This window comes from Mesorhizobium sp. USDA 4132, assembly GCF_056279545.1.
The window spans coordinates 417,343-438,311 of the sequence record NZ_JBWCCP010000001.1 but is presented as its reverse complement, the minus strand read 5'-3'; the positions used below and the strand labels follow the sequence as shown (position 1 = coordinate 438,311).

19 protein-coding genes and 2 pseudogenes are annotated in these 20,969 nt (G+C 62.6%); 16 read left to right on the top strand and 5 right to left on the bottom strand.

Going from position 1 to position 20,969, the window contains the following annotated elements:
* Positions 1 to 257: 257 nt before the first annotated feature.
* Positions 258 to 410, top strand: coding sequence for a hypothetical protein (locus ACZ9IU_RS02225; RefSeq protein WP_007763306.1), 153 nt, complete (start codon positions 258 to 260; stop codon positions 408 to 410).
* 149 nt (positions 411 to 559) lie between these two features.
* Here the strand turns inward: ACZ9IU_RS02225 and ACZ9IU_RS02220 are convergent.
* Positions 560 to 1,360, bottom strand: a pseudogene (locus ACZ9IU_RS02220) (undecaprenyl-diphosphate phosphatase); the annotation flags it as partial.
* Positions 1,361 to 1,515: 155 nt separating this feature from the next.
* Between ACZ9IU_RS02220 and ACZ9IU_RS02215 the strand changes: the two are divergent.
* The 13 genes from ACZ9IU_RS02215 to guaA all read left to right on the top strand — a co-directional run bounded on the left by ACZ9IU_RS02215 (position 1,516) and on the right by guaA (position 14,909).
* The gene (locus tag ACZ9IU_RS02215) at positions 1,516 to 2,208 is read left to right on the top strand and encodes a glutathione S-transferase family protein (protein WP_007775165.1); all 693 of its coding nucleotides are present in this window, start codon (positions 1,516 to 1,518) and stop codon (positions 2,206 to 2,208) included.
* Entirely contained in the window at positions 2,189 to 3,364 is a 1,176-nt protein-coding gene (gene queG / locus ACZ9IU_RS02210; RefSeq protein WP_051900013.1) for a tRNA epoxyqueuosine(34) reductase QueG, read from the top strand. The genes ACZ9IU_RS02215 and queG overlap by 20 nt, the downstream gene beginning before the upstream one ends.
* A complete protein-coding gene (locus tag ACZ9IU_RS02205) occupies positions 3,364 to 4,236 on the top strand; it encodes an SDR family oxidoreductase (protein ID WP_038549981.1) in 873 nt (290 codons plus the stop codon). Before queG ends, ACZ9IU_RS02205 begins: the two co-directional genes overlap by 1 nt.
* A 382-nt stretch (positions 4,237 to 4,618) precedes the next feature.
* Positions 4,619 to 5,029, top strand: a complete 411-nt coding sequence (locus tag ACZ9IU_RS02200; RefSeq protein ID WP_051900011.1) for a septal ring lytic transglycosylase RlpA family protein — start codon at positions 4,619 to 4,621, stop codon at positions 5,027 to 5,029.
* Between the two features lie 97 nt (positions 5,030 to 5,126).
* On the top strand, positions 5,127 to 6,416 hold the full coding sequence (locus ACZ9IU_RS02195; RefSeq protein WP_038548500.1) for an RsmB/NOP family class I SAM-dependent RNA methyltransferase: 1,290 nt from the start codon (positions 5,127 to 5,129) through the stop codon (positions 6,414 to 6,416).
* A 134-nt stretch (positions 6,417 to 6,550) separates the two neighbouring features.
* Positions 6,551 to 7,828, top strand: coding sequence for an imelysin family protein (locus ACZ9IU_RS02190; protein ID WP_038548499.1), 1,278 nt, complete (start codon positions 6,551 to 6,553; stop codon positions 7,826 to 7,828).
* Between the two features lie 51 nt (positions 7,829 to 7,879).
* Positions 7,880 to 9,418, top strand: a complete 1,539-nt coding sequence (locus ACZ9IU_RS02185) for a di-heme oxidoreductase family protein (RefSeq protein ID WP_244447462.1) — start codon at positions 7,880 to 7,882, stop codon at positions 9,416 to 9,418.
* Positions 9,418 to 10,521, top strand: coding sequence for an imelysin family protein (locus ACZ9IU_RS02180; protein WP_038548493.1), 1,104 nt, complete (start codon positions 9,418 to 9,420; stop codon positions 10,519 to 10,521). The genes ACZ9IU_RS02185 and ACZ9IU_RS02180 overlap by 1 nt, the downstream gene beginning before the upstream one ends.
* Positions 10,522 to 10,525: 4 nt before the next feature.
* The gene (locus tag ACZ9IU_RS02175; RefSeq protein WP_038548490.1) at positions 10,526 to 11,608 is read left to right on the top strand and encodes a DUF1513 domain-containing protein; all 1,083 of its coding nucleotides are present in this window, start codon (positions 10,526 to 10,528) and stop codon (positions 11,606 to 11,608) included.
* Positions 11,609 to 11,645: 37 nt separating this feature from the next.
* Entirely contained in the window at positions 11,646 to 12,098 is a 453-nt protein-coding gene (locus ACZ9IU_RS02170; RefSeq protein ID WP_038548487.1) for a TspO/MBR family protein, read from the top strand.
* Between the two features lie 72 nt (positions 12,099 to 12,170).
* On the top strand, positions 12,171 to 12,620 hold the full coding sequence (locus tag ACZ9IU_RS02165) for a PaaI family thioesterase (RefSeq protein ID WP_038548484.1): 450 nt from the start codon (positions 12,171 to 12,173) through the stop codon (positions 12,618 to 12,620).
* A complete protein-coding gene (locus ACZ9IU_RS02160; RefSeq protein WP_038548481.1) occupies positions 12,617 to 13,270 on the top strand; it encodes a 5'-methylthioadenosine/S-adenosylhomocysteine nucleosidase in 654 nt (217 codons plus the stop codon). Before ACZ9IU_RS02165 ends, ACZ9IU_RS02160 begins: the two co-directional genes overlap by 4 nt.
* Before the next feature lie 61 nt (positions 13,271 to 13,331).
* Positions 13,332 to 14,909, top strand: a complete 1,578-nt coding sequence (gene guaA, locus ACZ9IU_RS02155; RefSeq protein ID WP_038548478.1) for a glutamine-hydrolyzing GMP synthase — start codon at positions 13,332 to 13,334, stop codon at positions 14,907 to 14,909.
* A gap of 435 nt (positions 14,910 to 15,344) precedes the next feature.
* On the opposite strand, the gene ACZ9IU_RS02150 is transcribed toward guaA, so the two are convergent.
* On the bottom strand, positions 15,345 to 16,283 hold the full coding sequence (locus ACZ9IU_RS02150) for a LysR family transcriptional regulator (protein WP_498956615.1): 939 nt from the start codon (positions 16,281 to 16,283) through the stop codon (positions 15,345 to 15,347).
* A gap of 126 nt (positions 16,284 to 16,409) precedes the next feature.
* Here ACZ9IU_RS02150 and ACZ9IU_RS02145 point away from each other — a divergent pair, with 126 nt between their 5' ends.
* The gene (locus ACZ9IU_RS02145; RefSeq protein ID WP_038548472.1) at positions 16,410 to 17,549 is read left to right on the top strand and encodes an epoxide hydrolase family protein; all 1,140 of its coding nucleotides are present in this window, start codon (positions 16,410 to 16,412) and stop codon (positions 17,547 to 17,549) included.
* 380 nt (positions 17,550 to 17,929) lie between these two features.
* A pseudogene (locus ACZ9IU_RS02140) lies at positions 17,930 to 18,083 on the top strand (integrase); the annotation flags it as partial.
* Between the two features lie 163 nt (positions 18,084 to 18,246).
* Here the strand turns inward: ACZ9IU_RS02140 and ACZ9IU_RS02135 are convergent.
* From ACZ9IU_RS02135 to ACZ9IU_RS02125, 3 genes are all read right to left on the bottom strand, one after another.
* Positions 18,247 to 18,654, bottom strand: coding sequence for an alpha-hydroxy-acid oxidizing protein (locus tag ACZ9IU_RS02135; RefSeq protein WP_367396526.1), 408 nt, complete (start codon positions 18,652 to 18,654; stop codon positions 18,247 to 18,249).
* Between the two features lie 94 nt (positions 18,655 to 18,748).
* Entirely contained in the window at positions 18,749 to 19,762 is a 1,014-nt protein-coding gene (locus ACZ9IU_RS02130) for a zinc-dependent alcohol dehydrogenase family protein (protein WP_038548466.1), read from the bottom strand.
* Between the two features lie 42 nt (positions 19,763 to 19,804).
* Positions 19,805 to 20,962: an MFS transporter gene (locus ACZ9IU_RS02125; RefSeq protein WP_065814784.1), complete on the bottom strand. Its 1,158-nt coding sequence runs from the start codon at positions 20,960 to 20,962 to the stop codon at positions 19,805 to 19,807.
* Positions 20,963 to 20,969 lie beyond the last annotated feature (7 nt).

Here is a 20,969-nt window from a genome sequence, read left to right as displayed (position 1 = left end):
TCATTAACCATATCCAGCAATTTGTTTCGCTTCGACATTCCGGTCGTGCCCGCTGAAAAATCGGGCACCCCTTTGTTGTCGCTCATGTTTCGGGCAAGGATAGTGGCACAAAGGTCGCAGTGGCCGAAGCAGTCGCGTTAACGGCCGGTTCAGCAAAATCCTTTATTGAATTCTTCTAATCCAACCCATAAATCCTCCCTCACCAAACAAGCGGCGCAACCGTGACGATAAAATCTTCCATCGAAAGGCATTCCTCCATGGGCAAGCCCATCGCCCTCTTTTTTGCATGCGCAGCGCTGATCATCCTCGCGGGCTCGTTCATGGCTCCGACGACGGGCGCAGCCGGCAAGAGCGAATGCACGCCCGCATACGGTGTCGATCCGTGCAGCACGGCATCCATTCATCACTAAGCATCGACAAAACAGAAAGGCCGCTCCTTAGCAGCCTTTTTGTTTCATGAAGAATTGAGCGCCCTTCACTTTAGCAGTGCAGGGCGCAGGGCAGTCTCGGCCGGCGCGACGGCGCTTGAGACCACGGCACTCTGTTCACCGCGTTGCGGGACAGATCCCAGGGCGATCAGGCCGAGCAACAAAAATCCGAGAACGATTCTATAGATCGCGAAGATGGTGAAGCGGTTGCTGCGGATATAGGTCAGCAGCCATTTCACGGCGATGAAGGCGACGATCGTCGACACGACGAAAGCCACGCCGAGCGAGGTCCAATCCTCATGAGCGGCGCTGCCGTCCTTGAGCGTCTTCAGCAGCTCGTAGCCGCTGGCCGCATACATGGTCGGAATGCCGACGAGAAAGGCAAACTCGGTGGCCGCGGCCCGGCTTCCGGTACCAGCCAGCATGGCGATGAAGATCGTGGCACCCGAACGCGACGTGCCGGGAAAGACGCCCGCAACCACCTGCGCAATGCCAACCAGGATCGCGACGAGCCAGGTTATCTGCGTGGAAGCCGGCCTGCGTGCAGCGGCCCATTCCGCAAAGATCATCCAGATGCCGCCGATGATGAGTGCCCAGGCAATCGGTGCCGCGTCCTCGGGAAGCGCGAAACCGAGCTTCTTGACGATCAGGCCGAGAGCCGCCGTGATCAGGAAGGCAACGATCAGCTTGGCGGCATAGTCGCGATTTGCCGGCTCCCGCCAGCCGAGCAACAGGTTAAGCAGGCGACGCCAGTAGATGATGGTTACCGCGATGATGGCGCCGGCCTGGATGACGATATTGAACGTATCAGACCGGTGACCCAGCCATTGTTCCGCGATGATGAGATGGCCGGTGCTGGAGATCGGCAAAAACTCGGTAATACCCTCGATCACACCGAGAACGAGGGCGCTGATAATCGACTGATCAGCCATTCTTAATCCTTTGTTGAGCAGATAAGGACAGTTTTAAGCAGTTTATGAGCCGTTGCTTGTGTTGGACCTACCAAATCCATATAGCTGCCATATGTCACGCGGGCGCGCTACGTGCCCCATCCTTCGTATACGATATTCGTGAAGTTCAAGTATCCATGCCCACGCTCTATCATCATTCCATGTCTTCGGCCTCGCGGTTCGTCCGGCTGATTCTCGCCGAATATGGCTTCCAGGCGGACCTGGTCGAGGAGCAACCGTGGGAAAAGCGGCGGGAATTCCTGACGCTCAATCCTGCGGGCACGCTCCCGGTTTATGTCGACGACAGCATGAGAGTGCTTTGTGGCCCTTCCGTGCTCCTGGAATTCCTCGACGAAACCCATGGCGTGCTGAAGCGTGACCGCCGGCTGCTGGCGGAAGACCCGTGGCAGCGCGCCGAAATCCGGCGTCTGACGGAATGGTTCCTGCAGAAGATGGAGCAGGATGTCACCCGGCCGCTGACCCGGGAGCGGGTCTTCAAGCTGCAGATGACGACGGCTCAAGGCGGCGGCGCGCCGGATTCGAAAGTGTTACGCACGTCCCGCGCCAATATCCGCCAGCATATGAAGTATCTCTCCTGGCTTGCCGGCTCACGGCCCTGGCTTGCGGGCGACCGCCTGAGTTATGCCGATCTCGCCGCCGCCGCCTCGATTTCAATCCTCGACTATCTGGGCGAGATCGACTGGTCGGAGACGCCGGTCGCCAAGGACTGGTATCAGCGGCTGAAATCCCGACCCTCCTTCCGGCCGATGCTTTCCGAACGCATCCGCGGCCTCACCCCGGTATCCCATTATGCGGACCTTGATTTCTGACGCGCCCGCGCGCGAGGAAGAAAAGGCGCTCCGGCGGCGGGAGAAGCTGACTGCCTTCATTCGCGAGGAAGCGGCGGCCCAAGGCTTCGATCTTTGCCGGATTACAGGCCCGGACAGCATTCCGCAGGCGCCGAAGAGGCTGGAGATTTTCCTGGCCGACGGCCATCACGGCAGCATGGACTGGATGGCGGAGACGAGGCTGCGCCGCGCCGATCCGAGAGTGTTGTGGGATCAGGTGCGTTCGATCGTGATGTTCGGGCTGAATTACGGGCCGGACGAAGACCCGCGCGGCATTCTCGACAAGCCCGACAAGGCCGCGATCTCCGTCTATGCGCGCAACCGCGATTATCACGACGTCATCAAGGGCCGGCTGAAAGAGATAGCGACGCGCTTTGCGGCGCGCGCCGGCGAGGACGTCAAAGTCTTTGTCGATACGGCGCCGGTGATGGAAAAACCGCTGGCGGAGGCGGCCGGGCTCGGCTGGCAGGGCAAACATACCAATCTCGTCAGCCGCACCCATGGTTCCTGGCTTTTCCTCGGCAGCCTGTTCACCACGGCGGACCTTATTATAGACGCGCCCGAGGCCGACCATTGCGGTTCCTGCCGGGCATGCCTCGACGCCTGCCCGACGGCGGCGTTTCCGGCTCCCTATCGGCTCGACGCCCGCCGCTGCATCTCTTATCTGACGATCGAACACAAAGGTCCGATCGATCCGGAATTCCGGCCGTTGATCGGCAACCGCATCTATGGCTGCGACGACTGTCTTGCCGCCTGTCCCTGGAACAAGTTTGCGGCGAGCGCCTCGGAGATGAAACTGCAGGCGCGCGACGACTTGAAGGAACCATCGATCGCGTTTCTGCTGACCCTGGACGATGCGACCTTCCGGACCTTTTTCAGCGGCTCGCCTGTCAAGCGGATCGGCCGCGACCGGTTCATTCGCAACGTGCTGATCGCTACGGGCAATTCCGGCGATGCCAGCCTCATCGCACGATGTCTCGAACTTGCGGGCGACCCCTCGCCCGTGGTGCGCGGCATGGCTATATGGGCCCTGAAGCGCTTGATGACGGATGTGGACTTCGCGCGGTTTGCCGAGGCGCGCAGCGCCGAAGAGGATCCGGAAGTGCAGCAAGAATGGCGATTGGCGGGAGCGGCCTGATGAATGTGATGATCTTCGGATGCGGCTATTCGGGCCAGGCAATCGCCGAGGCCTTCAAATCCGAAGGCCATCGGGTCTCCGGCACGGTCAGGACGGCCCACAAGGCACTGGAACTCGCTGCCCGTGACATCAAGGCCTTCGTGTTCGACGGCAGCCCGTTCAGCGGCGAACTGCTGGCGGAGCTTCAAGAGGTGACGCATCTGGTGCAGTCGATCCCGCCCGGCACCGAGGGCGATCCACTGCTGAAGCTCGTCTCCGGACGGCTGCGTGCGCTTTGCCCGAAGCTCGAATGGATCGGCTATCTCTCGACGGTCGGCGTCTACGGCGATCACGGCGGCGGCTGGGTCACCGAGGAGACGCCGGGCAGCCCGATCCAGGGCCGGTCGATCGAACGGGTCGATACGGAAGATGCCTGGGCTACCGAAGGGCGGGCCGCCGGTCTACCTGTGGCCAGCCTGCGCCTCTCCGGTATCTACGGCCCCGGCCGCAACGCTTTCGTCAACTTGGCGCGCAGCACGGCGCGGCGCATTATAAAGAGAGACCAAGTCTTCAACCGCATCCGCGTCGAAGACATCGGCGGCGCGGCGCTCTTTCTCGCCGGAGGCAATATGGGCGGCATATATAATGTCACCGACGACGAGCCCGGTCCGCCGCAGGATGTCATCGTCGAAGCCGCGCGCCTGATGGGTGTCGAGCCGCCGCCGGAACTGGATTTCGAGACCGCTGACATGACGCCGATGGCGCGTTCCTTCTATGGCGCCAACAAGCGCGTTTCCAATGCCAAAATCCGCGCCGCGGGGTTCGAGTTCCTCTTCCCCAATTACCGTATGTCGCTCGCCGAAATGTGGACTTCGGGCCGCTGGCGAGGATAAAATTCCCATTATGAAACGGTTGAAATTTCCATCCTGATCGGTTGATCTAGTTATTATTTCTTAATACTTACGGCTGAGCGTCACAAAATTTGCCCAAATGAGGCAATAAATCACGCATCGCGACAAATTTTTTTCTGCGGTTTTCGTGATCACGGACTCCCTGCAAGTCTCACTGAAACTACATTCCGCTTTCTGACTGTTTTTAAAGGTTTTCTTCCGCAGAAGCTTAGCTGGCTTCTTAAAAAGATCAGCGGCAATCTAATCACAAATGTTACAGACTGTAATGTTCCGTGATCGAAAGCCTCACTTTTTCGCCACTTTTCGCCCCGCTTAGCCGTTTTGCACGCAACGTGCAGGGACAAAACGAACGGGGACGACCGACTTGACAACAACTCGACGCTCGACTTTCGCCGCGGCCTCCATTGCTGCTTTTGCAACTCTCGGCTCCGCGCAGGCCAATGCTGCGCCCGGGTGCGGTCACGCATCCTGGTATGCCCTCGGATCCAAGACGGCATCCGGGGAACGAATGAACCCTTCTCTCATGACAGCGGCCCACCGGACGCTGCCCTTTGGCACCAAGGTGATGGTGACGAACAAGCGCAACGGCAAAAGCGTCGTTGTGCGCATCAACGACCGCGGTCCATTCATCCGCGGCCGGGTGCTCGATGTTTCCAAGGCCGCGGCCAAGGACATCGGCATGATCAGTTCCGGTACCGCCCAGGTCTGTTACCAGATCGTCGATGCCGGCGATCAGAAGGTCGCAGGCAAGGGCCTGAAAGCGATCGACGGCTGAAGCTGTTCAGAGAGACCGTTTAGGTCGGCCTCTTGCCCTATCGCGCAATCGCGGTTACGACCCGTGCCATACGGGTGCAACCGAGACGGAGACTGACATGCGATTGGGCGGACGAATTGCCGGGGCCATAGAGGTGCTGGCCGACATCGAAACGCGCAAACGCCCTGTCGCCGACGCGCTCAAGGACTGGGGCCTCGCCCATCGTTTCGCCGGTTCCGGCGATCGGGCGGCGATCGGTAATATCGTCTACGACGCACTGCGCATGCGGCTCTCGCATGCCTGGCTGATGGACGACGAAAGCCCGGCGGCCCTCGCCTACGCGGTTCTCATCCGGCAGTGGGGCCTGACGCCCGACGCTCTCCAGGCCGAGTTCACGGACGACCGCTTTGCACCGCCGGCTCTAACCGAGGCGAACCTTTCGTCGCTTGCCTCCCGCAATCTCGACGATGCGCCCCTGCACGTTCAGGGCGACATTCCGGACTGGATCCAGCCGTCCTTCGAAGCCAATTTCGGCGAGAACTGGCTGATTGAGGCCAAAGCGTTGGCCGGCCGTCCGACCCTCGATCTGCGTGCCAACACGCTGAAGGCATCCCGCGAAAAGGTCGTCAAGGCGCTTGAACGCTCGAACGCAAAGGCTTCGCGCATCGCCCGCAACGGCATCCGGATTGCCGCTGGCGAGGGAGCGTCCCGCCTGCCCAACGTCACCGCCGAGCTTTCGTTCCAGAAAGGCTGGTTCGAAGTTCAGGATGAAGGCTCGCAGATCGTTGCCGAGCTCGTGCAGCCCGGCGAACATCATCAGGTCCTCGATTATTGCGCCGGCGGCGGTGGCAAGACGCTCGCCATGGCGGCCGCGATGCACAACAAGGGCCAGATCCACGCCTATGACGCCGACCGCAAACGGCTGGCGCCGATCATCGAGCGGCTGCGCCGCGCCGGCACCCGCAACGTTCAGGTGCACGACGACGCGCGCCAGCTCAATGGCCTGAAAGGCAAGCTCGATGCGGTCCTGGTCGATGCCCCCTGCACCGGCACCGGCACCTGGCGTCGCCGTCCGGACACCAAATGGCGACTGACCCCGAAGAACCTCGACGAGCGCATCGCCCAGCAGCAGGAAGCGCTTTCCGAGGCTGCCGTCTTCGTGAAGCCGGGTGGTGCACTCGTCTATGTCACCTGTTCGATCCTGCCGGAGGAGAACGACGCCCAGGTTTCCCGCTTCTGTGTCGAAAACCCGGAATTTTCGATCGTCCCCGCAGCAGAGCACTGGGACAGCATCTTCGAAAAAGATGCCCCGCAGCCCCGCTCGAAAGATGCGCGGACAGTGACGCTGACGCCCGCAAGTACCGATACCGACGGATTCTTTTTCTGCCGCATGCAACGCAGAGCTTGAATGCAGCGGAAGCGAAGACAAAGTCGAGTTCTACTTTCAAATTATTCTAAACTAGATTGTTTGACACCAGTTTCCAATTGCGCGATGAACCCTCTAACGGCCGGGGAGAGATCCGGGCCGTGAAGGAGAGGGACATGATCCGCAAGACCGTTCTTGGCGCCGCCCTGGCGCTTTTCGCCGCCTCCGCGGCGTTCGTCGTGACAGAGGCGCAGGCCGCCACCACATCCGCAGCCGTTCTCAAGCATTATGCCGAACTGGCGCATGCGAAATACGGAGATTCGCTGACGACAGCGCAAGCGCTCGACAAGGCCGTCAATGCGCTGATCGCCAAGCCGAGCGACGAAACGCTGAAGGCTGCCAAGGACGCCTGGATCGCCGCCCGCGCTCCCTACCAGCAGACGGAAGTCTACCGTTTCGGCAACCCGATCGTCGACAATTGGGAAGGCAAGGTGAATGCCTGGCCGCTCGATGAAGGCCTGATCGACTATGTCGATGCCTCCTACGGCACGGAGAGCGACGAGAATGCGCTCTACACCGCCAATGTCATTGCCAACCCGAAGATCAAGGTCAACGGCAAGACGCTCAACCTTTCGAAGTTCGACGCCAAGACGCTGCGCAGCCTGAACGAGGCCGGCGAGATCGAGGCCAACGTCGCGACCGGCTACCACGTCATCGAATTCCTGCTCTGGGGCCAGGATCTGAACGGCACCGGACCGGGCGCCGGCAAGCGTCCCTATACGGACTACGACAAGGCCAATTGCACCAACGGCCATTGCGATCGACGCGCCGAATACCTGAAGGCCGCGTCCGCCCTGCTGGTCTCCGACCTCAAGGACATGGTCACCGCCTGGGGCCCGAAGGGCAAGGCGACCAAGAACGTCGAGGCCAATTCCAAGAAGGGCCTGACCGCCATCCTGACGGGCATGGGTTCGCTCTCCTACGGCGAGCTTGCCGGCGAGCGCATGAAGCTCGGCCTGCTGCTGCACGATCCGGAAGAGGAGCACGATTGCTTCTCCGACAACACCTACAACTCGCATCTCAACGACGCGGTCGGCATCAAGTCGGCCTATACGGGCGAATATACCCGCGTCGACGGCACCAAGATGACCGGGCCTTCGCTCTCCGAACTGGTTGCCGCGACCGACAAGTCGTTGGACACCGAGATGCTCGGCAAGCTCGACGCGACGCTCGCCGCCATGAACGCCATGGCCGACCGGGCGAAGAAGGTCGAGGCCTACGACCAGATGATCGGCGAAGGCAATAAAGAGGGCAATGCGGTCGTCCAGAAGGCGATCGACGGCCTGATCGACCAGAGCAAGAGCGTCGAGCGCGTCATTGCGTCGCTGAAGCTTGGCAAAGTGGAGCTTGAAGGTTCCGCCAGCCTCGATAATCCCAACGCCGTCTTCAAATAAGCAATGAAAAGGCGGGCCGCGGCTGACCTTCAGCCTGCGGCCCGATTTCCCATGAGAACGCCCAAGTCTTTCATCTTCCTGTTGCCGTTGCTTTCGGGCGCTTTCCTTCTCACGCCGCTGATCGCGACCAGTGGCGATGCACTTTTCCCGACCGTCCGCACGGATCTCAATCCGAAGGACCAGAAACGCGTCGAGAGCGTTACCCGCCCGACGACCGATTTCTCCAAGCCCGAGCCATTCGAGACCATGTCGGGCGGGGCAGCGACGAGCCGCGCCGACGTCAATGGCGACGCCTTTTCGCATTTCTCCGCCAACATCACCTTCGAGGAAGAAGGGACGTTCAAGCTCGGCAATGCGCTGTTCACAAAACTCTGGGTCTCGGCGCCGTCCTCGACGCAGGCATCCGACGGGCTGGGCCCGCTGTTCAACGCCCGCGCGTGCCAGAGCTGCCATCTGAAGGACGGCCGAGGCCACCCGCCGGAAGGCGGTGCCGACGCGACCTCGATGTTCTTCCGGCTCGCCCGCCCGGCGCGCACCGACGATGAGCGCGGAGCTGTTGCCGATTACAGGAAGCTCAATTTTCCCGACGCGATCTATGGCGAGCAGTTGCAGGACCTCGCCGTGTCCGGCCTCGCCTCAGAAGGCCGGATGCGGATTTCCTACGAGGAAATCCCCGTCAAGCTCGGCGACGGTGAGATCGTCCACCTGCGCAAGCCGAGCTATTCGGTCGCCGACCTCGGCTACGGTGCTATGGAAGGCGACGTGACGTTGTCGCCGCGGATCGCGCCGCCGATGATCGGCATGGGCCTGATCCAGGCTATCCACGATGCCGACATTCTCGGCCTGGCCGACCCGGACGACAAGGACGGCGACGGGATCTCCGGCAAGCCGGCCATGGTGCGCGACCACAAGACCGGCGAGCTGAAGCTCGGCCGCTTCGGCTTCAAGGCGCAGAATGCCTCGGTCCGTGACCAGAGCTCGTCAGCCTTTGCCGGCGACCTCGGCATCTCCACTCCCGACAATCCGTCCGACCACGGCGACTGCACCAAGGCCGAGGCTGCGTGCCTCGCCATGCCGACCGGCGTGCAGCAGCGGCTCGGGCCGGTCGAAGCGCCTGATCCGGTCCTGCCGCTGGTTACCTTCTATTCCGAAAACCTTGCGGTGCCGGCCCGCCGCGATATCGGCGACAAGACGGTTCTGAAGGGGAAGGAACTGTTCTACCAGGCCGGCTGCACCGCCTGCCACACGCCGAAGTTCGTGACCAGCCGCGATGCCGGCAACAAGGCGCAGGTTTTCCAGCTGATCTGGCCCTATTCCGATTTCCTGCTGCACGACATGGGCCAAGACCTTGCCGACGGCCAGCCGGTTGGCGTTGCTAGCGGCAGCGAATGGCGCACCCAGCCGCTCTGGGGCATAGGGCTGACCGAAACCGTCAACGCCCACACCTTCTTCCTGCATGACGGCCGGGCGAGAAACCTCACCGAAGCCGTCCTCTGGCACGGTGGCGAGGCGCAGAAGGCCCGCGATGCCTTCGCCGCGCTCGGAAGACAAGACCGTGCCGCCCTCCTCAAATTCCTGGAGTCTCTCTGATGCGCAAGACATTCTTTGCCGGACTCGTCTCGCTGCTTCCCGCCATCGCCTTCGCGCAGGAAGGTGAACCCGCTCCCTTGGTGGATCTGCCGATGGCTGACGTCACCAAGGTAATGACGGCGGCGGTGGACGGGTTCATCCGACCCGGATACGACTCGTTCCACGAGTCCGCGGGCAAGATGACGACGGCGATGAAGGCGCTCTGCGAGGCACCCTCCAAGACGAACTACGATGCCGCGAAAAGCGCCTTCCGCGATGCGGCGGTCAGCTGGGCGCATATCGAGGTGGTACGTGTCGGTCCCGTCATCGAGCAGAACCGCTTCGAGCGCATCCTCTTTTATCCCGACCGCAAGAGCACCGGGTTGAAGCAGGTCCAATCGGTCCTCTCCAAGGTCGACGAGACCGCCACCGATCCCGCTACGCTTGGCACCAAGAGCGTCGCCATGCAGGGTTTCGGGGCGCTGGAATACGTGCTTGCGGGCACGGGCTCCGACGAGCTTCTGAACGCGAAGGACAGTTATCGCTGCCGCTACGGCGCGGCCATCGCCGGCAATATCACCAATGTCGCCAAGGAGCTTTCCGATATCTGGGACGCGCCCGACGGCATTCAGAAGACGTGGGAACAGCCGGGGCCTGACAATCTCAATTTCCGCACCGGCGGCGAGGCGATTACGGCGCTGCTCGGCATTCTCGTGCATGGTGCCGAAGCCGTGCGCGACCAGCGGATCGAGACCTTCTACAAGGGCGCCGCAAAGGCGAAATTCCCCAAGCAGGCGCTGTTCTGGCGCTCGGAAAACACCTGGGCGACCGTCAAGGGCAACCTGGAAGGTCTTTCGGCCCTGCTCGAAAAATCCGGGATGGTGGAACTGCTGAAGGAAAAGGACCGGCCTATCGTCGCCGCCACGCAGGCGAAGCTGACGTCGATGATCGAGCTTTCGGCGAAGATCACGCCGGATCTCGAAAAGGCGGTCGAGAATGCCGTCGAGCGCAAGAAGCTCGATACGCTGCTCGCGGACGGAAAGGACGTGATCACCAAGCTGAACGACGGTTATGGCGGCGCGATCGGGCTCAGCTCCGGCTTCTCGTTTGCCGACGGCGACTAAGACCATGTGGCGCGGCGAGGCCATCGACCGGCGCGGATTTCTGAAAGCGGCGGGTGTCATTTTCACCGCCGCCCTTTCGCCGCGCTCGCTGATGGCGCTCGAACGCACCGATGCGGTCTATGCCTCCGGCTTCAAGGCGCCGGATGGCTCTTTCGGCGTCGCCACCGTTTCCGAACGCGGCGAGATCATCGACCGCGTCGCCCTTCCCGCCCGCGCCCACGGCATGGCCTATAGCACCGCCACCGGCCGCACCGTCGCTTTTGCCCGCCGTCCCGGCACGTTTGCCATGGTATTCGATCCCTCGCGGCAGACTGAGCCGATCATGATCACCTCGCCGGAAGGCCGGCATTTCTACGGTCATGGCCATTTCTCGCCGGACGGCACGCGGCTTTATGCCAGCGAGAACGATTTCGACGGCAATCGCGGCACGATCGGCGTCTACGACACCTGGGACAAATTCCACCGCATCGCCGAGTTCGACGCGCACGGCATCGGCACCCATGACATGACCGTCTCTGACGACGGCAAGCTGTTGGTCATCGCCAATGGTGGCATCGAAACCCATCCGGATTTCGGGCGCACCAAGCTCAATGTCGACCGCATGGAACCGTCGCTGGTTCTGCTCGATGCGAAGACCGGCGCCCTTATCCAGCGGCACCGCCTGCCCGCTTCGCTGAAACAGCTCTCCACCCGCCATCTCGACATCACTGACAACGGCCGCATCTGGTTCGCCTGTCAGTGGGAAGGTGCGCGCAACGCGCTGCCGCCGCTTGCCGGCTGGTTTTCCAGGGGCGAGGACCTTTCGTTCGTCTCGCTGCCGGAGGAAACGACCGTCCGGCTTGGCAATTATGTCGGCGCTATCGCCGTCAACCGCCGTGACGGCGTCGTCGGCCTCACCTCGCCGATCGGCGGGGCCGCAGTCACCCTCGACGCGAAAACCGGGGCCGTGGTGAAGGAAGAAACCGTCCGCGAGGCCGCCGGCGTCGCGCCCGCCGCGCATGGCGTTGCCGTTTCCTCCTATGACGGGCGGTTCAACGAGACACGCAGCCAAGTTGCCTGGGACCAGCACATCGTCCGGCTGAACTGACCTTTCCTGGCTGCCGGAGCGCCCTAATTGCGGCGGGATGAGCAAGAACGTCGTTATGATCGCCTTCATCGTCGCCTGCGTCGCACTCGGCGCCTTGAGCGGCGCAAGCAACCAGCCTGGCGAGTGGTATCAATCGCTCGACAAACCATTCTTCAATCCGCCGAGCTGGATTTTCGCTCCCGTCTGGACGGTTTTGTACGTCCTGATCGGGGTCGTGCTTTCCGAAACCTGGTATGACGAGAACAACGGCCGCCGGCTCGTTCTCTTTGCCATACAAGCCGCGCTCAACCTCCTGTGGTCGCCGGCTTTCTTCGGCCTGCAAAGCCCCGTTCTCGGCCTCGTCGTCATCGTGCCGCTGCTGATCTCCATCCTGCTTTTCATCGGCGCAAGCTGGCGGGAAAACCGCAAATCTGCGTGGCTTTTCGTGCCCTATGCACTCTGGGTCGCCTTCGCGACGCTCCTCAACCTGTCGATCGTTCTGATGAATTAAGTACGCTCCATCGTACGGCTTGCCGAACATCGCCGGCCATGCCAATTTCGCAACTGCGAAAGGGGCGGGAACATGAACGGGAAAGATACGGGCGACTTCCGCGAGCGGGTGCGCCAGAGCTTCGCCCGGCAGGGCGCGATGGGGATGCTCGGCGCAGAGCTGACACGCGTCGAACAGGCGATAGTCGAGATCGAGCTCCCTTTCGACATCAAGCTTACCCAGCAGCACGGTTTCCTGCATGCCGGCGTGATTTCTGCAGCGCTTGATGCCGCCTGCGGTTATGCCGCCTATACGGTGATCGAACCGGACGCCTCGATCCTCACCATCGAATTCAAGGTGAACCTGATGTCGCCCGGCCGCGGCGAACGCTTTCTGTTCCGTGGCGAAATCACCAAGCCGGGCTCGACGATCATAGTCGCCGACGGCCGCGCCTATGCGATCGGCGACGGCCCCGCCAAACTCATCGCTTCCATGACCGGCACCATGATGGTGATCCGCGGCCGAGAGGACGTAACCGGATGACTTCTTCTCTTCCCCTCGGCGAGCCGAGCCTTGCCGGCGGCAAGTCCATTCTCTTCGTGATGGCGGTCGACGCTGAATACGGCCCGGCGCTCCAGTCCCGCATCAAGCCATTGATGACAGGGGTCGGCCCGGTCGAGGCAGCCGTGGTGCTTTCCCATGCGCTGACGAGGCTGGAAGCGACAGACGACCTGCCCGATCTCGTCGTCTCGCTCGGCTCGGCCGGTTCCCGCAACCTCGAGCAGACAGAAATCTACCAGGCCTCGTCGGTAGCCTATCGCGACATGGACGCCTCGCCGCTCGGGTTCGAGAAAGGCCGCACGCCCTTCCTCGACCATCCGGCGATCATCCCGCTCCCCTTACTCATCCCGGGTGTCAGACAAGCCTCGCTGTCGACCGGCGGCAATATCGTCTCCGGTGCCGCCTACGATCTCGTCGGTGCCGACATGGTCGACATGGAGACATTCGCGGTGCTGCGCTGCTGCCAGCTTTTCGAGATTCCGCTGATCGGCCTGCGCGGCATTTCCGACGGCAAGGAAGAGCTGAAGCATGTCGGCGACTGGACCGAATACCTGCATGTGATCGACAGGAAGCTGGCGGATGCGGTCGACAGCCTGTTCGAAGGGCTGGAGGATGGCGCCATCGCGCTTTGAAGGCACGATTTTCGCCTCATTCCCCGTTGCCAGAAACGGGAAGTTTCTTTAAAGGCTCGGCATGACCCAGATAGCTCATCCCGACAGCATTCTCATCATCGATTTCGGCAGCCAGGTGACGCAGCTGATCGCGCGTCGCATCCGTGAAGCGGGCGTCTACTGCGAAATCCACCCCTTCCAGCACGCAAGCGCAGCATTCGAGAAACTTCAGCCCAAGGGCGTGATCTTCTCCGGCGGCCCGGCGTCGGTCACCACCGAAGGCAGCCCCCGCGCTCCGCAGGCGGTGTTCGACAGCGGCGTTCCGATCCTCGGCATCTGTTACGGGCAGCAGACGCTCTGCACCCAGCTCGGCGGCGTCGTCGAAGGCGGGCATGCGGCGGAATTCGGCCGCGCCGACGTCGAGATCAAAAAGGCGAGCCCGCTGTTTGACGGTTTCTGGGAAATGGGCGGGCGTTATCCGGTCTGGATGAGCCACGGCGACCGCGTCACCCAACTGCCGCACGGTTTCGAAGTGATCGCGACGTCGGAGAATGCGCCTTTTGCGATCGCGGCCGACGAAAGCCGGCACTATTACACCACCATGTTCCACCCGGAAGTGGTGCACACGCCTGACGGCGCCAAGCTGCTCTCCAATTTCGTGCACAAGATCGTCGGCCTCAAGTCCGATTGGACCATGGCCGCCTATCGCGCCGAAATGATCCGCAAGATCCGTGAACAGGTTGGCAAGGAACGGGTGATCTGCGGCCTCTCCGGCGGCGTCGATTCCTCGGTTGCGGCGGTCCTGATCCACGAGGCGGTCGGCGACCAACTGACCTGCATCTATGTCGACCACGGCCTGATGCGCCAGGGTGAGACCGAGCAGGTCGTCGGTATGTTCCGCGACAACTATAATATCCCGCTCGTCCATGTGGATGCGTCCGACCTGTTCCTGACCCAGCTTGCCGGCGTTTCCGATCCGGAAGTGAAGCGCAAGACGATCGGCCGGCTGTTCATCGAGGTGTTCGAGGCGGAAGCCGCAAAGATCGCCGCCGACGGCAAGGGCTCTCCGGCATTTCTGGCCCAGGGCACGCTCTATCCGGACGTGATCGAAAGCGTTTCCTTCTCGGGCGGGCCTTCGGTGACCATCAAGAGCCACCACAATGTCGGCGGCCTTCCCGAACGCATGAACATGAAGCTGGTCGAGCCGCTGCGCGAACTGTTCAAGGACGAAGTGCGCGCGCTCGGCCGCGAGCTCGGCCTGCCGGAGAGCTTCATCGGCCGCCATCCCTTCCCGGGTCCGGGCCTTGCGATCCGCTGCCCGGGTGGTGTCACCCGCGAAAAGCTCGACATCCTGCGCAAGGCGGACGCGATCTATCTCGACGAAATCCGCAAGGCCGGCCTTTACGACACGATCTGGCAGGCGTTTGCCGTGCTGCTGCCGGTGCAGACCGTCGGCGTCATGGGCGACTACCGCACCTACGACTTCGTCTGCGCATTGCGGGCCGTCACCTCGGTCGACGGCATGACCGCGGATTTCTATCCCTACGACATGAACTTCCTCGGCCGCACGGCCACCCGCATCATCAACGAAGTTCGCGGCATCAACCGCGTCGTTTACGACGTGACCAGCAAGCCGCCCGGCACGATCGAGTGGGAGTGACGGATACAAACTGCGGCAATAGCGTAGTTTCGGCGGTGGTTTTCGCCTTCGCTTGACTGCCGTTCGCGTCCGTCTTTCACTCGCATCGAGCTGGCCTACTCCATTTCTGTCTCACGGCACCGATCTGTGCGCACTATCAGGATGATGTAAATCCGCTTCGATGGGTGGAAGTGCTCTGGCGTAGAATAGCGTGCACAAAGGCGGGTCAGCTTTGCGCCCAATTGCTGCCGTCGCGCCTGCCGGCCAGTCATTCCGAAACCGGTCGTTCGTTCACCTTGCTCGCCGCTCGCATATAACGGCTCATATTGGGGACTTTTCTGCCAGGCGGCTATCAGGAGCCTCGCAGCGAATAGCTGCCGCTCGCTACCCCGGCAGTTGTCTCGAAAACGATGGCGTTTCGGGAAACGTCGTGCGCAGCCTTCAGTTCAGTCGGTATTACCCTTCGGCGGCCAACATCGTTAGCCGTTCACGCAGCCAGCGTTTTGCCGGATTGTTGGTGGTCCGGTCGTGCCAGACACTCGCGATAGTAAAGCCAGGAATGGTGAGTGGTGGTTCCACCACCTGCACCTGATCCGACCAGCCATCGGCGATCCGCCGTGGGATCAAAGCGATCATGTCGGACTGTGACACGACCTCTGGCACGATCAGAAAGCCCGACGTGGACAGGGCTACTGTGCGGCGGCGGCCGACGGCCTCAAGTGCTGCATCGGCAGGCCCTGAGAACCCGCCGCTCTTGGGAGACACGACAACGTGCTCCAAAGCGCAGAACACATCTAGGCTGAGACGGCCTTGCACGGCCGGGTGTCCCTGCCGAGCGATCACCGCGTAATCCTCACGAAAGAGCTGGCGCTGGCGCATGGCCGCAGGTGCATGGTCTGGAGATGCCAAGGCCAGGTCGATTTCGCCGCGCTCCAACTGCGTGGCGAGCGCCAGCACGTCCAGGGCACGCCAGGCGATGCGGACCTTGGGTGCCTCTGTCCTGAGCGCGACCGAGAAGCGGGTGAGCAGCGCATACTGCATATAGTCGCTCGCGGCGATCACCAGGGTGGCCTCCATGGTTGCCGGGTCGGACGGCATTACATCTGCCACAACCCTGCGGACACCCTCCAGCGCGTCATGCAACAGTTGCCGAAGCCCGACAGCGCGTTGGGTCAGGACCATCCCACGCTGTGCCGGAATGAGGAGGGGATCGCCGAGTTCATCGCGAAGCCGCGCCAGCCGTGCCGACAAGGCGGGTTGGCTCAGGTTCAAGCGCCGGGCGGCACGCGTAACGTTTCCTTCCGCCAAGAGGGCTTCGAGCGTGACGAGCAGGCCGAGATCGAGGTTTCTGGTATCCATTCGTTGGATAACAACATGCAGAAGGTTCGATTTCAACCTCGGCGACGTACCGAGTAGTATGCCGAGCGGCCTTCGGCTCTCAAACATTCATCGATAATACGGATAGCCGATTAGTGGACGCCCTCTCCCTCGAACCGCATCCCAGCTTAAGCGGAAAACATCATGATTTCACCCTACACGATCAACATCCCTGACGAACGGCTCGCCACGATCAGAGCCAAGGTCGAGGCTTATGACTGGAGCCAGCTGCCGGATGCGGGGGGCTGGTCAGCGGGGGTCGGGGTTGATGACCTCAAGCGGCTCGCCGCGTATTGGCGGGACAGCTACGACTGGCGTGCGGTCGAACGGCGCCTCAACGCACTCCCCAACTTCACGGCCGACGTGGAAGGCGAGCACCTCCACTTCGTTCATGTGAAAGGCGACGGCTCCAAGCCGCCCGTCCTGCTTCTCCACGGCTGGCCGGGCTCGTATCTCGAGTTCGAGCGGCTGTTGGAGCCGCTCGCGGCGGACGGGCACGATGTTGTCGTCCCCTCGCTTCCTGGCTTCGCGTTCTCCAACCCGATCACGCGCCCGATTGGCCCGCGGCGGGCTGCTGTGCTCGTGCATGGGCTGGTGATCCAACTGTTCGGCGACGCGCGGTATTTCATTCAAGGGGGCGATTGGGGCCACGGCATCGCGGCCTGGGCAGCGCATGATCGACCGGACGCTCTGCTCGGCATCCATATCAACATGATGACCGTGCGTGCGGAGGACGCCGCTCCGACGACCGGCGAGGAGAAGTCCTTCGCCGCCAAGCGCGCCGCGATTGCCGACCGGGAGAGCGCCTACTTTCACGAGCAGGCGACCCGTCCGCAAACGCTCGGCGTCGCGATGGCCGACAGCCCGGTCGGAGCGGCGGGCTGGATACTCGAAAAGTTCGGCAAGTGGGCCGATCTTCCGACAACCGCCGATGGCAACCCCGACGTCTGGAGCAAGTTTTCCGAGGAGGAACTCCTCACCAACATCATGCTCTACATCGCGCCGGCATCGTTCGTGACTGCAACCTGGATCTACTACGGCAGCCGGCTTGAGGAGTCGCTGATGCTTCCGGCCGGCACCCGCATCCAGGTGCCGACCGGCGTTGCGGCCTTCCCCGATCCGGTGTTCTTGCCGCCGCCGCGCTCGTTCGCGGAGAAGACCTACAACATCGTGCATTGGACCGACATGCCGCGGGGCGGCCATTTCGCCGCGCTGGAAGAGCCGGAACTGATGCTGGCCGACCTGCGCGCCTTTATCGCGACGGTGTCGGGAGCGCGCTCCTGAAGGTGGAGCTCTCCGTTTCCGAAGCGCGGCGCGTGGCGCTGGCGGCGCAGGGCTTCAATGCTCTGCGTCGTCACGACCGCATCGGCGCGGGCTATGGCTGACCGGCCGTGGCAGCCTGATCCCCTGCATCAGGCTGCATGGGCTGGTGAACGCCGTTGGCGGAATAGCCTTTGACCGCAGCCTGTGGACGAGCCGCTGGTCGCCGGAAGCCAGTACGCGCCATTTCGCTATCACCGCAGCTCTCCCCGCCGCCTTCCTGTTCTGGGTTACACGGTCGAAACCACAATACTGAGATACCAGTGCGAGGGCTTTCCCGATTGGGAAGGCCCAGCGGGACAGGCACGGCAGAATTGGTCGTCCGGTGCCTCCGGGTTGGGCCGATGCGCCGAACCAAGGCCTCAATGATCTATAAGGCGACCGGCAATCTCCGAGCGATCCAGATTTTGCTCGGTCACACCAAAATCGAAAACACGGCCAAGGTACCTCGGTGTCGATATTGAAGATGCGCTGACACTTGCAGAGCGAACGGAAATCTTAACGGAGCGGCCTGTCCGTAAATGGATGGGCTGCATTCGAGCGAGGCAGCAAAGCGCCCCATAATCGGCCGTTCAGTCGAATTATGTGCGTTCCTGGAAGCAGTCGTCGTTTAGATAGTCAGTGAACAGCGCTTTGGATGCGGTTTGCGCCTGCTTAGTCATCAGTCGTAGCGGGGCGTCATCATTAGAGCGAATGCGCTGGTCGCGAACGTCACAGCGGATGCGGTAGACGACCCCGAATTGATGAAGGAGACGATCGCGAAGGAGGGCGCAGCATCGCTGCCGCTCGCTTCGATGCTCGTCGTGCCCACGGTCGACAGGCCATAGGGAACGTTCGCTGCCCGCGCCGCCGCCGCCAGCATGTTATCAGCGCCGGGCCACAGCGCGTTGACAAGACCAACGGGCGAGATGCCGATCGGCAGGTTATAATCGCCGCCGAACAGTGCGGCGCGGTCGAGCGGCCGCTGGTATCGCGCATGTAGCGCGGTGCGAGCGTGATCGCGTCGAGCGCGGCGCGGTTGCGCGCGAGCGCCAGCTCGGCGCCGGTCCCGCTTTCGAGATAGCCGCATGCGATCGCCGGCATGCGCCGCCGTGCGATCCACGCCAGAGCCTCGATCGTCGCCGCGTTCGCGAGCCCGAGCCGAATCATGGATCAGTCTCCGCCTACCATTCGGCGCATATCTTGCCGAAATGCGCGCCGCTTAGTTGGTAGCGAAAGGCGTCGGCCAGCTCTTCGAAGGCAAAGCTCCTGTCGATGACCGGGCGGATGCCGGTCACCTCCAGCGCCGTCACATAATCCTGCTGATCGCGCCGGCTGCCGACGATCAGCCCCTGGAGCCGCGCCTGCTTACGCATCAGCTCCATTGTCGGCACCTGCCCCTCGCGCCCGGTGAGGACACCGATGAGCGCGATATGCCCGCCGACGCGCACCGCCGCGATCGATTGCGGCAGCGTGCCCGGCCCGCCGATCTCGACGACATGATCGACGCCGAGACCGCCGGTCAGATCACGCACCGCGGGGCCCCATTCGGGCATCTCGCGGTAGTCGAGGGTATGATCGGCACCGAGCGCTGTGAGGCGTTCGCGCTTCGCGCCCGAGGACGAGGTAGCGATCACCGTCGCGCCCATCGCTTTGGCGATCTGAAGCGCGGCGATCGAGACGCCACCGGTGCCCATGATCAGCACTGTCGCGCCCGCGCGCAGCCCGCCGTCGACGACGAGCGCGCGCCACGCGGTGAGACCTGCCGTAGTGATCGTCGCCGCCTCGGCATGGCTCCACCCGGCTGGCGCACGGGTGAAGGCGGTGGCGGCGCGCACGACATGGGTTGTTGCCATACCGTCGATGCCGTCACCCGGTGTGCCCGCGAAATTCCCGACCGCATCGAACGGCGCGCCTGCCGGCCAGTGCGGGAAGAAGGTCGACACAGCGTGATCGCCGGGCGCGAATTCGGTGACACCCAAGCCGACCGCCTCGACGACACCCGCACCGTCAGCCATCAGCACGCGGCCGTCGGCGGCCGGAATGCCGCCATTGGCAACGAGCAGATCGTGGAAATTGAGCGAGGTGGCGTGGATCGCGACACGGATCTCACCCGGGGCAGGGACGCCGGGATCATCGCGCTCGCCGATTTCCAGGCGGTCGAACCCACCGGGCGCGCGGACTACCCAAGCTTTCATACGATTTCCTTTCCCTTGATCGGCAGAAGAGCAGGCGCGCTTTCAGCCATGCCGACAGCACCAACGAATGGGGTGATGGCGAGAGCGGTTGCGGCGGCGGCGATAGCTGCAAACGGCGTCACCATCACGCCCCGGCCCGGCGAGGATCACTCCGCCCAAAGCCGAAGCGCCAGCAATGCCTAGATTGAAGGCGGCGATGTTAAACCCTGAAGCGGTGGCGACCGCATCGGGTGCCTCTTTCTCCGCCACAGCAATCACGCCTGCCTGTACGATCGGTCCGGTGCAGAAGCAGAAGACCGACCAGAAGAAGATATTGACGAACATCACGCCGGCGTGCGGCGCAGGATAAGGCAGCGCCGCAAGCGCCAATAGAAGGCCGATGAGCGCAAAGGCGAGGCCACGCCGCGTCCCGAGCGCGTCCCCCAATTGTCCGCCGACCAGATTGCCCACCACCGCGGCGGCGCCGAATACCATCAGCGCCAGGCTCACGCTCGTCTCGGACACATGCGTGACTGTGGTCATGAGCGGCGACAGAAAGGTGACGACCGCGAACGATCCGCCGTATCCTAGCGCCGCGATGGCATAGAGCGTGAGCAACTTGGGTTGTTGCAACAGCCTGAACTGAGAGAGCAAGCCCGCCGACGGCTCAAAGGAAATCTGGCGCGGCAGCAAAATGTGCAGAAACGTCGCCGCCAGCGCGCCCAGCCCGGCGATGACAAAGAAGGGCGCGCGCCAATCAAGTCGCTGGCCGATGAATGTTCCTGACGGAACGCCAACCACCATGGCGACGGTGAGGCCGGCGAACATCAGTGCGACGGCACGGGCCCCGCGTGACCGTTCCACCAACGACATCGCGATTGTGGCGCCGATGGAGAAAAAGACGCCGTGCGCCACGCCAGTGATGATGCGTCCCGCCAGCATCGCGCCATAGCCGGACGCGAAGCCGCTCAAGAGATTGCCGAGCGCGAACCGCAGCATCAATCCAACCGCTAACGGCCGGCGCGGCAGATGCCCGACTAACGCCGTGACCGTGGGGGCACCGATGGTCACGGCGAGGGCGTAGCCGGAAACGAGCAGACCAGCCGCCGGGAGCGTTGTCCCGAGATCGCGCGCGATCCCGGGAACCAGGCCAATGATCACGAACTCAGTCGTGCCAATGGCAAATGCTCCGGCGGCCAGCGCGATCAGCGCAGGCTTCATGATCGTC